At 39.8% G+C, this 13,431-nt stretch carries 13 protein-coding genes and 1 riboswitch; of the genes, 4 read left to right on the top strand and 9 right to left on the bottom strand.

What is annotated here, in order from left to right:
• Window positions 1-22: 22 nt before the first annotated feature.
• Genes CBF35_RS00675 through CBF35_RS00640 form a run of 8 tightly spaced genes read right to left on the bottom strand, consistent with a single transcriptional unit; the run spans window position 23 to window position 7,294 of the window.
• On the bottom strand, window positions 23-1,240 hold the full coding sequence (locus tag CBF35_RS00675; protein ID WP_126777960.1) for an ABC transporter substrate-binding protein: 1,218 nt from the start codon (window positions 1,238-1,240) through the stop codon (window positions 23-25).
• Window positions 1,241-1,257: 17 nt separating this feature from the next.
• Window positions 1,258-1,974, bottom strand: coding sequence for an ABC transporter ATP-binding protein (locus CBF35_RS00670; RefSeq protein WP_244922547.1), 717 nt, complete (start codon window positions 1,972-1,974; stop codon window positions 1,258-1,260).
• Window positions 1,970-2,767 (bottom strand): ABC transporter ATP-binding protein, encoded by a 798-nt coding sequence (locus CBF35_RS00665; protein WP_126777959.1) that lies wholly within the window; start codon window positions 2,765-2,767, stop codon window positions 1,970-1,972. The genes CBF35_RS00670 and CBF35_RS00665 overlap by 5 nt, the downstream gene beginning before the upstream one ends.
• Entirely contained in the window at window positions 2,754-3,764 is a 1,011-nt protein-coding gene (locus tag CBF35_RS00660; RefSeq protein ID WP_126777958.1) for a branched-chain amino acid ABC transporter permease, read from the bottom strand. The genes CBF35_RS00665 and CBF35_RS00660 overlap by 14 nt, the downstream gene beginning before the upstream one ends.
• A gap of 2 nt (window positions 3,765-3,766) precedes the next feature.
• Window positions 3,767-4,648 carry a branched-chain amino acid ABC transporter permease gene (locus CBF35_RS00655; protein WP_126777957.1) on the bottom strand — a complete coding sequence of 294 codons (882 nt, stop codon included), beginning with the start codon at window positions 4,646-4,648 and terminating at the stop codon, window positions 3,767-3,769.
• Complete coding sequence (locus CBF35_RS00650) at window positions 4,649-5,665, bottom strand: 3-oxoacyl-ACP synthase (protein WP_126777956.1); 1,017 nt, start codon at window positions 5,663-5,665, stop codon at window positions 4,649-4,651.
• Window position 5,666: 1 nt separating this feature from the next.
• Window positions 5,667-6,572: an intracellular short-chain-length polyhydroxyalkanoate depolymerase gene (gene phaZ, locus CBF35_RS00645; RefSeq protein WP_126777955.1), complete on the bottom strand. Its 906-nt coding sequence runs from the start codon at window positions 6,570-6,572 to the stop codon at window positions 5,667-5,669.
• Window positions 6,572-7,294: an SDR family NAD(P)-dependent oxidoreductase gene (locus tag CBF35_RS00640; protein ID WP_126777954.1), complete on the bottom strand. Its 723-nt coding sequence runs from the start codon at window positions 7,292-7,294 to the stop codon at window positions 6,572-6,574. Before CBF35_RS00640 ends, phaZ begins: the two co-directional genes overlap by 1 nt.
• Before the next feature lie 390 nt (window positions 7,295-7,684).
• Window positions 7,685-7,787: riboswitch (TPP riboswitch) on the top strand.
• 137 nt (window positions 7,788-7,924) lie between these two features.
• On the opposite strand from CBF35_RS00640, the gene tenA reads away from it, so the two are divergent.
• The 4 genes from tenA to thiE are packed head-to-tail and all read left to right on the top strand — an operon-like array spanning window position 7,925 to window position 10,849.
• Window positions 7,925-8,584: a thiaminase II gene (tenA, locus tag CBF35_RS00635; RefSeq protein ID WP_126777953.1), complete on the top strand. Its 660-nt coding sequence runs from the start codon at window positions 7,925-7,927 to the stop codon at window positions 8,582-8,584.
• A 1-nt stretch (window position 8,585) separates the two neighbouring features.
• A complete protein-coding gene (gene thiM, locus CBF35_RS00630) occupies window positions 8,586-9,407 on the top strand; it encodes a hydroxyethylthiazole kinase (RefSeq protein ID WP_126777952.1) in 822 nt (273 codons plus the stop codon).
• On the top strand, window positions 9,400-10,215 hold the full coding sequence (thiD, locus tag CBF35_RS00625) for a bifunctional hydroxymethylpyrimidine kinase/phosphomethylpyrimidine kinase (RefSeq protein ID WP_211345277.1): 816 nt from the start codon (window positions 9,400-9,402) through the stop codon (window positions 10,213-10,215). Before thiM ends, thiD begins: the two co-directional genes overlap by 8 nt.
• Window positions 10,208-10,849 carry a thiamine phosphate synthase gene (thiE, locus tag CBF35_RS00620; RefSeq protein WP_126777951.1) on the top strand — a complete coding sequence of 214 codons (642 nt, stop codon included), beginning with the start codon at window positions 10,208-10,210 and terminating at the stop codon, window positions 10,847-10,849. The genes thiD and thiE overlap by 8 nt, the downstream gene beginning before the upstream one ends.
• 50 nt (window positions 10,850-10,899) lie before the next feature.
• On the opposite strand, the gene CBF35_RS00615 is transcribed toward thiE, so the two are convergent.
• Window positions 10,900-13,380: a heavy metal translocating P-type ATPase gene (locus tag CBF35_RS00615; RefSeq protein ID WP_126777950.1), complete on the bottom strand. Its 2,481-nt coding sequence runs from the start codon at window positions 13,378-13,380 to the stop codon at window positions 10,900-10,902.
• Window positions 13,381-13,431: the final 51 nt, after the last annotated feature.

The raw sequence follows: 13,431 nt of genomic DNA, 5'->3' as shown, positions 1-13,431 counted from the left end.
CCGCCGCTCCTTTATCTTTTGTTTATTTGCCTAAAATTTCAGCAATTCCTGTAAGTGGTTCAACTTCTGTCCATTCACTGGCACTAATAATTTTTGAGAGATTCATTTCTTGAGTACCAATTCGTTGACCATTTGCGTAGTCAATTTCACCACCGAATGGGTTGTTAATTGGTGCTGATTCCATCGCTTCAATATAGTTTTCCCATGTTAAGGCCTTATCTCCTACTCGGTCAAGCCCTTCGACGAAGAAACTAGCAGCAATCCAACCGGTCATAGCATAGACGTTGTTTTGATAATCCGCTTCTAACCATTCATTCATTTCCGTTAAGTTTTTAACTGATTCAGGCGAGGCGATATCAACCCAACCATTTCCTAAAACTTCAAACTTGCCTTCAATATCTTTCCAAACTTGATCGGCAACTGAAGCATCAACGTTGACATAACTCGTAATAACATCAGCTTCATTCCCTTGGGCAGCTAGTGCTTTAGCAATTGTCGGGAAGGTTGCTTGAATCGAGGCGCCAATCAGAAAATCTGGTTTTGCTTTGAGAATTGAAGTGACTGCCGCTGAGACATCTGTTGCGCCTGCAGAAACTTGTTCTGAGACTAACTCAACACCTAATTCTTTCGCTTTTTTCTCAGCCCCAGTTAACATGTCTTTACCGGCATCATCATTAGTATAAATGATTCCAATTTTTTTAGCATCAAAGTTCCCAACACCTCGTGAAACCATCATTTCACCTTCAGTAATATAAATTGGTTGGACAGGGAACAGAACTTTTTCTTTTTCCTCGGCTTTTTCATTATACAACTGACCGATACCAGTGGCAAAATAGACTGCCGGAATGCCATATTCTTGAATATCATCTAAAGTGGCTGCTACTACAGGAGTTCCAAAGTGGCCGACTAACGCAAAAACTTTTTCATCTTCGACTAAGCTTTGTAAGGCCGCTTTCCCTTTAGCTGGATCAAATTCATCGTCTTGGTGAACAAACTTAATTTTACGATTATTAATCCCACCTGTTTCGTTAACTTTATCAAAATAGGCTTTAATCCCAGCGTTATACGGTGCACCAACTGGAGCATAAGCGCCAGAAATAGCTGCTGTATTACCAACTGTGACTGAATCTTCCGTTACTCCTTGAGCTGATTCACTTTTCTTTTCCTCTGCTCCACATGCTGCTAAAGTTAATCCTGCTACTAATACTAACGCTAAACTTTTGACTTTTTTCTTAAACATCTTAATCCCTCCAATTTTTATTTTCCTAAATACGCTTCCGATAGTGCCTTGTTATTTAACAGCTCTTCTGCCTTCCCTTCTATACTAACCCGACCTAATTCTAAAACATAACCGTAGTCAGCTATTTTTAAAGTCTGAGCTGCATTTTGTTCTACAATTACTACTGTCACACCATCTTCTGAAATTCGTTTAACTATTTTAAGAATCTCCGTCACATACAACGGTGCTAAACCTAATGAGGGTTCATCTAATAAAAGTAATTTAGGAGAATTCATTAAAGCTCTCCCAATTGCTAACATCTGCTGTTCACCACCTGAAAGAGTTTGGGCGTTTTGAGTCGATCGCTCAGCTAAGACTGGAAAATAATCATAAACCCGTTCAAAGTTACGAGCAATTTCTTTTTTATCCGATAAAATATAAGCGCCAATTTTTAAGTTTTCTTCAACCGTTAAGTCTCTAAAAATTTGGCGGCCTTCTGGCGATTGACTAATGCCTACCTTAGTAATTTTTTCAGATGCCATCGTCGTGATGTTTTTCCCTTGATAGACTATTTTGCCACTAGTCGTCGGTACAACATTTGAAATCGAGCGAAGTGTGGTCGATTTTCCAGCCCCATTGGCGCCTAATAAAGCGATGACCTGACCTTCTCTAACAGTAATATCAATCCCTTTCAAAGCTTTGATTGGACCATAGGCAACTTCTAACTTTTCTAAGCGTAAGATTTCGTTATTAATCAAGTTGACCTTCCTCCCCTAAATAAGCTTTTTGAACTTCTGGATTTTGTTGAATTTCTTTTGGCTTACCGATTGCTAGTTTTTTACCGAATGAAATCGCACAAATTGAGTCACAGACTTCCATAACTAAGCCCATATCATGTTCGATTAGTAATACACTGCAGTGGTAAACTTCTTTAATTTTTTTGATTTGTTGTGCCAGTTCGATTGTTTCGCTGTCATTTAAGCCAGCAGCTGGCTCATCTAAAATAATTAAGTGTGGGTCACACATTAGAGTTCGCGCGATCTCAACTTTTTTCTGGACGCCATAAGGCTGGGCACCGGCGAGGGAGTCTTTATACTCTAAAACACCCATAAAAGCCAACGCTTTTTCCGCTTTCAGACGATACTTCTGCTCTTCCCTGCGTTCTTTTTTCAAGTTAAACGTTTGGGAAAGTAAGCTACTTTCAAAGTTATGATGAGCACCGATTAAGACATTATCAAGGACCGTTAATTCTTTAATGAGTTCAACGTTTTGAAATGTTCGAACGACCCCTTTTCCAATAATTTCTGAAACTGGCAAGTCCATTAAATTGATTACTTTTTTATCCCGACCATGATAGATGACTTGACCACTATCTGCTTTATAAAATTGAGTAATACAATTAAAAACTGTCGTTTTCCCTGCACCATTTGGTCCAATTAAGCCAAAGGTTTCGCCTTCTTTAATCGTAAAAGAAAGGTTGTCTACTGCTTTTAAGCCTCCAAAGGCAATTGATAACTCTTTTATTTCTAAGACATTATTTTCTGACATCAGCGACAACCTCCTTCTTTTCTTTTCGTCTAGCTAAGAAATTTTGAATGTCATATTTAATATGCGCCAAGCCATTCGGGTAGTATAAAATAAAGAGAATAATTAAAATCCCTTTAAAAATCGGACTAATCTCAGCTAAGATTGGTATTGGTTTCAATAAAATTTCAGTCATACCGTAAATAACAAAAGAACCAATTAACGTGCCGTAGATTGAGCGAAAGCCGCCAATGACAATAATCGCCATGAAGTCTAAGGACAAGTTCAACGTCCAAGTACTTGGATAAGCTAAGCCAATATAGTGAACATATAAGACGCCAGCGACTGAAGCTAAGGCGGTGGCAATGCCAAAAGCAATTAAGCGATACGTAAATATATTAATGCCCATAGCTTGTGCTGCGGATTCTGACCCTCTCATAGCATTTAACGCTCGGCCTAAATGACCTTTCATTAAGTTGTGAATCAAGATGAAGATTACGACCATCACTGCAACAATCAGTAAATAGGTTTGATCACGAGTTAGCGCAAAGGCTCCTAGCAAGACCGGTCGCGAAGCCGAGGCTCCTGAAGCACCTTTCGTAAATTTATCAAAATTTATAAAGATTTCTCGTAAAACTTCTGCCACGACTAGTGTCGCAATCCCTAAGTAGATTCCTTCAAATTTTAATGATAAGACACCGACAATCAAACCTAAGGCGGTTGGCAAGACAATTGCCAACAAGACAGCAACTTCAAAAGGTAAGCCCATGTCTTTCGTCACATAAGCCGAGATGTACGCTGCTAAGCCCATAAAGCCGGCAGTTCCTAAGGAAACCAACCCAGAATAACCTAACAAGACGTTTAAACCTAAGGAAGCAATTGCATAAATAATCGTCGTCCCAACAACTGTGACTGCACTTGCTTTAATTACTCCTAAATTTGAAAGAAAGGGCATTGTCGCCAGTACTAATCCTAAAAATAGATATTGAAGATATGCGTTTTTAAATAAGTTTGTTTTCATTCCTACACCTTCTTCACAATCTTAGTTCCAAAAACACCGTAGGGCTTAAAGTACATTACTAATAATAAAATAATATACAAAATTGGTTTACCCCAAACTGTTCCGGCTGGTAAATACACTTGTAATAAATTCATGGCAATCGATATAAAGTAAGCGCAGATAACTGGCCCATGAAAGCTTGAAAAACCTCCTACAACGGCTGCCAAAAAGGCGGTTATTTGGACATCATTCATAAAAGTTAAAGAAACTGATGAATAAGGGGCAGTCATCACACCACTTAATAGTGATAAGACTCCTGCTACTGACCAAGCTAACATTGTTATTGTTTTCGTAGGAACACCCATCAATCTCGCTGTTACTGGATTGGAAGCTGTCGTTCGAATCGCTAGCCCCAGTTTCGTCCGTTGAATAATCGTAAACATCCCAATCATAACAGTCATCCCTAAAATAATATTAAAAAGAGCGTTATAAGAGATCGTGGCACCTAAGACTGATAACTTACCTTTACTAATAAATTGCGGCATATTTAAGTTATAAACACCGAAAATCAATGGGGCAATACCTAGAAAGACTGAAATTAATCCTAGCGTAATAATTTGTTTGGAAACAGGACTAGCATCTTTGGCTCGTCTTATAATTAAGACGTCTATCAAGATACCGATGACAATTGAACTTAGAATCCCGATTGGTAAAGCGGCGTATAAACTCCAGCCAAACTTATGAATAATAGTTGCTACTAAATATGTATTAAACATCCCTAAAGTAGCTTGAGCAAAGTTCGTTGTATAAGAGGTTTTATAAACTAAAATAATACTGAGCGCTGATAATGCGTAGAAACTACCATATTCAATACTTCTTAAAATAATCCCTATTAGTTCACTCATCTACTTCCCCCACCTTATAATATTTGCTGCCCAGACATAACCAATGCCTGCGGCTACTGAACAAATAACCGTCCCCTCTGAGATTTTACCTTGCTCTAAGCCGAGTTTTAACGATAAAATCTGATCAATTTGTCCTAAATGACCATAGTCTTCTAAATATACTGATTGCGCTTCTGTCAAATTGAATTCAGCTAACATGCTTAAATGGCCTGAACGTTTCATGTGTAAAATATTTAAATAGTCAATATTTGACCGTTCAAGCTCACTGTCTGCTAATGCCTGATCAATACAGTTATACCAGTTAGTCATTGATACTTCGTTAAGTCTTTGTTTCATTTTTTGCGGTTCCATCAGTTTTAATGAATGTTTAGCCGCTTCAATGTTACTTGCTGTGATCGGGTTTGCGATTCCCCCAATTTCAACACCAGCCGTCCGAGCCAATGACCCATCACTAATGATGTGAGAGCCAAGTAATAAATTTTCATGATGGTTTTTCTTTAATAAGATAGCCCCACCACCAGCGGAAAGATCAAACATCATTGAAGAATTTGAATCGGTATAATCAATTAAATCACCGTTCCGATAGCCACCACAAATTAAGATTGACGTAATTTTGTCATCGGCAACTAACATATCTTTGGCCATTTTCATGGCTGTCACGGTAGTGCAACATCTATTTTGAATGTCTATTCCCCATGCGTTAGTCGCACCAATGTAATCTTGAATGTACAGAGCTGATGTTGTTAGTGGATACTCTTTATACTCTTCGCCAAAACATAAAATCACATCGATACTTAGTGGGTCAATTTGCTCTGTCTCTAACAAATTTTTGGCTGCTTTGGCACCCATCTCTTGCGTACCGTCATTTTTTCCTGGAATGTATTTTTCATTGATACCTAACTTTTCAATAATTGCCTCTTCTGACCACTGACCTTTTGTTCGTTCAGAAATTTCTTTAGCACTCATGGTTCCTTCTGGTAAGTAAATTCCTATTCCTGCAATTCCAACATTTGTCATCTCACACTGCTCCTTTACCATATGTTTCCCGTATTTTTTGCCCTAGGCCTTGCAAATCATCGGTTACTAAACTATGTCCACCTTGAGGAAATACAATTAGTTCTGCTTGCTCCCCTAGTAATTTTTTAGTTGCTTCCGCTTCTGCCAAAGGAACAATTAAATTTTTTTCGCCATGAAAAATTGTTACTGGGCATTTTATTTTAGCTAAATGATTACTACCAGGAGCCACGCCATTACTTTCATTTGTTATATTAAAATGGACGAGGGCTAAGTCGATATCAACTAAATTACGCTGTTTTAAAATGGCTTCTAAATAAAGCTCATACTCTGCTAGCGGCGGCTGCTTGTCTAAATAAATACTGCTATTCCAAACTAACTTAATAAACTCTGTGTCTTTCTTTTCATAGGCTTTCAAAATAGGTAAAACTTGAACTGGATCGGCAGCAATCTCTTCTTCTGTCTTTAAGCGTTGAGTGAAGATTGGTTGCAGTCCCTCGTCTTTTTGATACATTTCAAACCCTTTGACACCGACTGAATCTAATAAGTACACTTGGCTGATTTTTTCTGGCAGTTGAACGGCTAATTCTAGTGCCACCCCGCCACCTGTAGACCAACCTAAGACAGCAACTTTATTTAATTGCAATTTACTAATTACTTCTGCTACTTCACTAGCATAAAGGGCTAGACGCTTTTTAGGGTGTCGATAAGCGCTATCGCCAAAACCTGACAAATCAACTGCCACTACATGAAATTCTGCCTCTAATTCCGTCATTAATGTTTGAAAATGGACTGATGAGCTCATATTTCCATGGATTAAAATAAGAGTCTTTGATTTTTTTCCAGTTTGTCGGTAAGCAATGATTTCACCATTCTCAAGGGTCACACTTTCAACTAGATAATTTTTCATTAAAGTCTCATCCCTCCATCAACGCCAATACATTGTCCCGTAATATAAGATGCCTCGTCACTTGCTAAAAATAAAGCCGCTTTAGCTATTTCTTCAGGCTCCCCTAAGCGATTTAGCATTGTTAAACTTGCAAATTTATTGAGTAATTCTTCAGGAACTGTTTTCAGTATGTCGGTCATTGTGTAACCTGGAGCAATCGTATTGACTCGTACATCGGCACCTTTCATGGCAAATTCTTTGGCCCAAGTCTTGCCTAAAGCGACAACAGCGCCTTTTGTAGCCGCATAGTTGGCTTGACCAATGTTTCCGAAAGTCCCTACAACTGAAGATATGTTAACGATCGAGCCACTGCCTTTTTCTGCCATTTGCGGTCCGATATGACGAGTAATATTGAATACGCCTTTCAAGTTAACGTCCATTACTAAGTTCCATTGTTCATCTGTCATTTTTCGTGTTAAGGAATCTCTAGTTATCCCTGCATTGTTTACTAAAATATCAATCTTTTGATATTCTGATATAATCTCTTGATAGACTGCCTGACACTTTTTGGCATCGCTTACATTTAATTCTTTATAAACAACGTTTTCTTTACTGTATGTTAATGGTTCTAAATCTAAGGCAATAACTTGTGCCCCTTCCTCTGCAAATAATTCTGCCATTGCTTGTCCTAATCCTCGAGCACCACCTGTAATTACTGCTACCTTGCCTGCTAAACGTTTCATTTTTGCACTTCCTTTTCTTTGTGATTTATTTTATCGTGAATGGTAATTCATGTGAATCACGGTTCACCTGACACATCTAATGTACGAAACTTTCGGCAAACTGTCAAGAACAATATTGATTGCGCTTACATTATTTATCATTGAATTATTTTTTTCCACAGAAACTCTTGAATTACCATAGGTTACAGACGTTTTTATTCACAAACTTTTTCCGGAAATACTAGTACGTATTCTCATCTTCCTCTAATAATCACCGCCTTGCTCCTTTTTTATCTTTTAGCCTCTTATTTTCTTTAGACAGAAAATTGCAGATAAATAGCCCTGGCTGATTAGAATTATTAAACTAATAAAGCTTTTTCCTTTCATCTTAGCCAGAGTATGTTACAATAACTTTGTTACTAGGGGTGTCTTGCAAAAGAGACTGAGATGCGAAACCGCAGACCCTTTGAACCTGTAAGTTAGTGCTTGCGTAGGGAAGTTGACAAAATTTTAGGGGCAAACTCTCGTTATTCTGGGGGACTCTAACTTTTTTCAAACTAAACTTTTAACGCCATGTCCTAATTAAGAGGAGATGGCTTTTTTTGTTTAAATCACAGCTAGTAACAATCTAATATAATGGAGGAAGATCAGATGTTTTCAGAAGAATTACACGCTGCAACTGTTGAAATTTGGCAGGCTAGTAAGGACCATCCTTTTATTCAAGAGTTAGTTGCCGGAACCTTACCAGAGGAAATTTTTAGGTACTACTTGCTACAAGATTGTTACTACTTAATTCAGTTTGGCAACGCTCATGTCTTATTAGCAGAGAAAGCTACGGACCCGGAATTTAAAGCCATTCAAATTGCTAATGCCACTGGTTTAGAAGAGTCAGAAGTGAGTGTTCGCAACCAGTTTTTCCAAGATATGGGAATTACTACTGAGGAATACCAAGCCATGCCTGTGGCGCCAACTGCTTATCACTACACGAGTCATATTTACCGCCACTTGCAAACGAGTAGCCAAGGGACAATCTTAGCTGCTCTGTTACCTTGTTACTGGTTGTACGATGAAATAGGCGCAAGTTTTGCTGACGTTGGTTCCCCTCACCCGATTTATCAAAGTTGGATTGATACTTACAATAGTCCTGAGTTTAAAGAATTGACCCAAATTCAAATTAACTGGTTAAATCATTTCGCAGCAACAGCGAGTGATGCTGAAAAAGCGGAAATGAAAGAAGCCTTTATCATCAGTAGTCGCTTAGAATTACAGTTTTGGGAAATGGCTTATCAACAAGAGAAGTGGGGAATCTAAGATGAATTTAGCCTTAATCGAAAAAGTCCGAAAAGTAAATCCTTTAGTCCACAATATTACTAATTTAGTTGTCGCTAATGACAGTGCCAACGGTTTATTAGCCTTAGGGGCTTCCCCTTTTATGTCGAATACTGTCGCTGAAGTTGAAGAAATTCAAACCTTTAATGCGGCCTTAGTTTTAAATATGGGAACAATCAACGACGAACAACTGTCTGCCATGCTATTAGCTGGGAAAGCCGCTAACAGTAACGGTAAACCTGTTGTAATTGATCCAGTTGGGGCTGGTGCCACGGCTTATCGTAAAAAAGTTTGTCAACAATTACTTGCTGACATTCAACCAACCTTAATTCGGGGAAATGCTGGGGAGCTTGCTAGTATTGCTAATATTCCTTGGGAAGCCAAAGGGGTCGACGCTGGCGTTGGCTCAGCAGATCTTAGTTTAATTGCTGAAACTGTGGCTCGCCAATACAACTGTCTCGTGTTAATTAGTGGGGAAACAGATATTATTACTAACGGTCACAAAACTTACTTAAACCATAACGGTACAAGCTACTTCACGAGTATGACCGGTAGTGGTTGTTTACTCTCATGTGTCTGTGGCGCTTACTTAGGTGTGGTTAATCATCATGATAGCGATGAGGCTTTAGCAGCCTTAATTGTTGCAGCCACAACTTATAGTCTAGCAGGTCAACTTGGGGTCAAAACCTTTAGCCAAGGCGCAGTAGGTTCTTTCCGCCGTAATCTTTTAGATCAACTTACGGTGATTGATCAAGACATTGTCCAGAACTTCGCTAGTGGTGAATGGAGGAACGCTGATGCTTAATTACCCTCAAGCTTTAACGATTGCTGGCTCAGATAGTGGTGGCGGGGCTGGTATTCAAGCAGATTTAAAAAGCTTTCAAGAACGCCAAGTCTTTGGGACTTCGGTTTTAACGGCGATTACTGCTCAAAATACCTTAGGAGTGACAGATATTCACAATGTCCCTTTAGATATGATAACTGCCCAACTAGAAGCTTTAGCTACAGACTTCGCCTTGAAAGCGGTCAAAACAGGTATGTTAGCTAATGGTGATGTCATTCAATTAATTGCTAACTTTTTAAAGAGTCACGACTTCGGTCCTTTAGTTGTTGATCCCGTCATGGTTGCCAAAGGCGGGTCAACTTTATTAGCCCAAGCTGCTGTCGACTCGCTAATTAGTCATTTAATACCAATTGCCACAGTGATTACACCAAACTTACCTGAAGCAGAGCTGATTTTAGGTACCGTCTTAAAGACACCAACTGAAATTGAAGTCGCCGCTCACCAGCTCCAAGCCTTAGGGGCGAAAAATATCGTTATTAAAGGCGGGCACCGCATAGAGACACCAGAGGCTAGCGACTTTGTTTTACTGGCTGATGGGACTAGTCACTGGTTAAGTGGTCCCCGAATTGACACCCTACGGACTCACGGAACCGGTTGTACGTTTTCGGCAGTTATCACGGCTGAATTAGCCAAAGGCCAGAGCGTTTTAGCAGCGATTAAAACAGCTAAAGCTTTTATTCAAGTAGCAATTAGTCACTCGATTACTGTCGGTCATGGTCACGGACCAGTCAACCATTGGGCATACGGCAAGGTCGAAGCTCATGACTAAGCCATTAGCTAAAGCTTTAGACGTCTATTTTATTGCCGGCACTCAAGATTTAGGCCATGACCAAGATTTACCAACATTGTTAACTCAAGGAATCAAGGCTGGCATCACGATCTTTCAGTACCGGGAAAAAGGCGCCAAGAGTTTACAAGAACCTCAAGAGATTGAGGCCATGGCTCGTCGACTTCAAAGGATTTGTCACGCTCATGCTGTGCCTTTCATCATTAATGATGATGTGGACTTAGCTCTGACACTTCAAGCTGATGGGATTCATGTTGGTCAAGGAGACTTAAACATTGCTGAAGTGATCGCCACAGTACCAAAGGAAATGTTGATTGGCCTTTCTTGTCATTCTTTACGGGAAGTCATCGCTGCTAATCGCCTACCTGAGCTAAGCTACTACGGCATTGGCCCAGTCTTTGCCACTAGCTCTAAAAGTGATGCCCAGTCTCCTTTAGGCATTCAGCAACTTCATGATTTAGCTGACTTTGCACGAAAACCAGTTGTCGGTATTGGCGGCTTAACTTTAAGTAATAGTCAGGGAATCGATCGCCAAAAAGTGCCTGGCTTAGCTGTGATTTCAGCTATTACTCAAGGCCAAGACTTACCTGCTGTAATTGAACAACTAAAAAAATAATCAAAGTAAAAAAACATCCCCACAGCTCTTAGACTGTGGGGATGTTTTTGCTATTTAACTTGGGCTGGTTTAAAACCTTTTAAGCGCAAGGCATTTAATAAAACTGAGACTGAACTTAAACTCATGGCTGCCCCAGCAAACATTGGATTTAAGAGTGGGCCACCAAATAGATGTAAGAGACCCATGGCAATCGGAATCCCGACCACGTTGTAAGCAAAGGCCCAGAACAAGTTTTGTTTAATGTTCTTAATCGTTGCTCGACTTAACTCAATCGCTGTTGGCACGTCCATCAAGTCGCTACGCATTAAGACAATATCCGCTGACTCAATCGCCACATCTGTTCCGGAACCAATGGCTATTCCCACATTAGCTTGGGCTAATGCTGGGGCGTCATTAATACCATCGCCGACCATTGCCACTGATAAACCTTCATTTTGCAATTTCTTAACTTCATTAGCTTTGTCTTCTGGTAAGACTTCACTAAAGACTCGGTCGATGCCGACTTGTTTAGCAATTGCTGCGGCTGTTCGACTATTATCACCAGTAATCATGGCCACTTCTAGCCCCATTTGATGAAGCTTTTTAATCGCCGCAATACTGTTAGCTTTAATTGTATCTGCCACAGCGATAATCCCAATTAAACGGTCATCGGCAGCAATAAACATTGGGGTTTTCCCATCTGATGCTAACGTATTCGAGACGGCTTGACTATCAAAAAGAGTTATATTGTTTTCTTTCATTAATTTAAGATTACCTAAAAGAATTCTTTGTTCAGCTACGACTACTTGAATGCCGTGACCGGGAATCGCTTGGAAGTCAGTCGCTGGTTTGAGAGCTAACTTACGATTCGTTGCTCCTTCAATAATCGCTTCCCCTAAAGGATGTTCTGAACCCGTTTCGGCAGAGGCGGCTAAAATTAAAACCTCTTCTTCAGAAAAGCCATTGTAATTAACGATATCTGTGACAACAGGTTTCCCTTCAGTAATAGTTCCGGTTTTATCAAAGACGATTGTTTGAATCTTTTGAGCCGCTTCTAAAGCATCACCACTTTTAATTAAGACGCCGTTCTCCGCCCCTTTACCTGTTCCAACCATAATCGCTGTCGGCGTTGCTAAACCTAAGGCACAAGGACACGCAATAACTAAGACCGAAATCGTAATGGATAAGGCAAAGACCCATGATTCTTGGCCTAAGAAATACCACATTAAACCAGAGACAGCAGCTAAGGCCATGACGATTGGCACGAAAACCCCAGAAACAGTATCGGCTAATTTAGCTATCGGTGCCTTTGAGCCTTGAGCATCTTCTACGAGTTTAATGATTTGGGCAAGGGTCGTATCTTTACCAACCTTTGTTGCTTTAAAACGGAAGGAACCATTTTTATTAATACTCGCTCCGACGACATTGTCGCCAACTTTTTTCTCAACTGGCATACTTTCACCAGTAATCATCGCTTCATCAACTGCGGAGCTTCCTTCGACGATCACCCCATCAACTGGAATTTTATCCCCAGGTTTAACGACAATAATGTCACCAGTCACAACTTCTTCAATCGCTATTTCAACTTCTTGACCATCACGAATAATTCGAGCGGTTTTAGGGGCTAAGCCCATTAATTTTTTAATAGCTTCCGACGTTTTACCTTTTGAGACAGCTTCTAAGTATTTCCCTAAAGTAATTAAGGCTAAGATAACTGCCGCTGATTCAAAATACAAATCAGGGTGACCATGATGAATTTGGACTTTACCGATGACTAACAGAACAGTCATGACAATTCCTTGTAAAATCGCCGCTGAGGTCCCAATAGCAATTAAAGAATCCATGTTAGGGTGGCCTTTAAATAAAGCTTTAAAACCGATTTGGTAAAATGAGCGACCAAGATAAACGACAGGTAGAGTCAAGATTAATTGAGTCACAGCAAAACGGGCTGTGTGAGCAACTGGATCTAAAAAGCTTGGAATTGGTAAGCCCCCGAAAGGTAACATTGGGCCCATCGCTATATAGAGTAAGGGTAAGGTGAAAATAGCTGACCATAAGAAACGGGTCCAAAGATTTTTAATTTGAGCTTCACGTTTATCAGCATCTTTACTGCCACTATTACTACCGTCGATTTCAACCGTTGCTTGATAACCAGTATCCGCTACAGCTTGGCTAATACCAGCTACGCTTTGACTGTCTTCATCATAACTGACAGTCATTTTTTCCGTAGCTAAGTTAACAACAACTTTATCGACCCCAGGTAATTTACTGACACTTTTTTCGATTGACTGAACACATGATGCACAAGTCATGCCTTCAACGGCAAAGGTTTGCGTTGCCATGTTTTTAATGGCTTGATAGCCAGCATCGGCAACAGCATTTTGAATTTCAGAATCTGTGACTTCCCCTTCTTCATAAGTGACAGCCATTTTTTCTGTAGCTAAATTTACCGCAACTGTTTCGACACCTTTTAACTTACTAACTGTTCTTTCCACGGCTTGAACACATGAGGCACAAGTCATACCTTCAATTTTATAGGTTTCTTTTAACATCTTTTTCAGCTCCTTGATTTCTTTCACATTTTTAATAGTCATTCTCTAAGT

It is taken from the genome of Vagococcus salmoninarum, from assembly GCF_003987495.1.
In the GTDB taxonomy this organism is placed as follows: domain Bacteria; phylum Bacillota; class Bacilli; order Lactobacillales; family Vagococcaceae; genus Vagococcus_D; species Vagococcus_D salmoninarum.
This window is presented reverse-complemented; position numbering and strand designations above follow the sequence as displayed.

Bases quoted from the DNA above. Each gene is read 5' to 3' on its own strand.
- CBF35_RS00675 (WP_126777960.1), bottom strand. From the start codon at position 1,240: ATGTTTAAGAAAAAAGTCAAAAGTTTAGCGTTAGTATTAGTAGCAGGA.
- CBF35_RS00665 (WP_126777959.1), bottom strand. From the start codon at position 2,767: ATGTCAGAAAATAATGTCTTAGAAATAAAAGAGTTATCAATTGCCTTT.
- CBF35_RS00660 (WP_126777958.1), bottom strand. From the start codon at position 3,764: ATGAAAACAAACTTATTTAAAAACGCATATCTTCAATATCTATTTTTA.
- CBF35_RS00655 (WP_126777957.1), bottom strand. From the start codon at position 4,648: ATGAGTGAACTAATAGGGATTATTTTAAGAAGTATTGAATATGGTAGT.
- CBF35_RS00650 (WP_126777956.1), bottom strand. From the start codon at position 5,665: ATGACAAATGTTGGAATTGCAGGAATAGGAATTTACTTACCAGAAGGA.
- phaZ (WP_126777955.1), bottom strand. From the start codon at position 6,572: ATGAAAAATTATCTAGTTGAAAGTGTGACCCTTGAGAATGGTGAAATC.
- CBF35_RS00640 (WP_126777954.1), bottom strand. From the start codon at position 7,294: ATGAAACGTTTAGCAGGCAAGGTAGCAGTAATTACAGGTGGTGCTCGA.
- tenA (WP_126777953.1), top strand. From the start codon at position 7,925: ATGTTTTCAGAAGAATTACACGCTGCAACTGTTGAAATTTGGCAGGCT.
- thiM (WP_126777952.1), top strand. From the start codon at position 8,586: ATGAATTTAGCCTTAATCGAAAAAGTCCGAAAAGTAAATCCTTTAGTC.
- thiD (WP_211345277.1), top strand. From the start codon at position 9,400: ATGCTTAATTACCCTCAAGCTTTAACGATTGCTGGCTCAGATAGTGGT.
- thiE (WP_126777951.1), top strand. From the start codon at position 10,208: ATGACTAAGCCATTAGCTAAAGCTTTAGACGTCTATTTTATTGCCGGC.
- CBF35_RS00615 (WP_126777950.1), bottom strand. From the start codon at position 13,380: ATGTTAAAAGAAACCTATAAAATTGAAGGTATGACTTGTGCCTCATGT.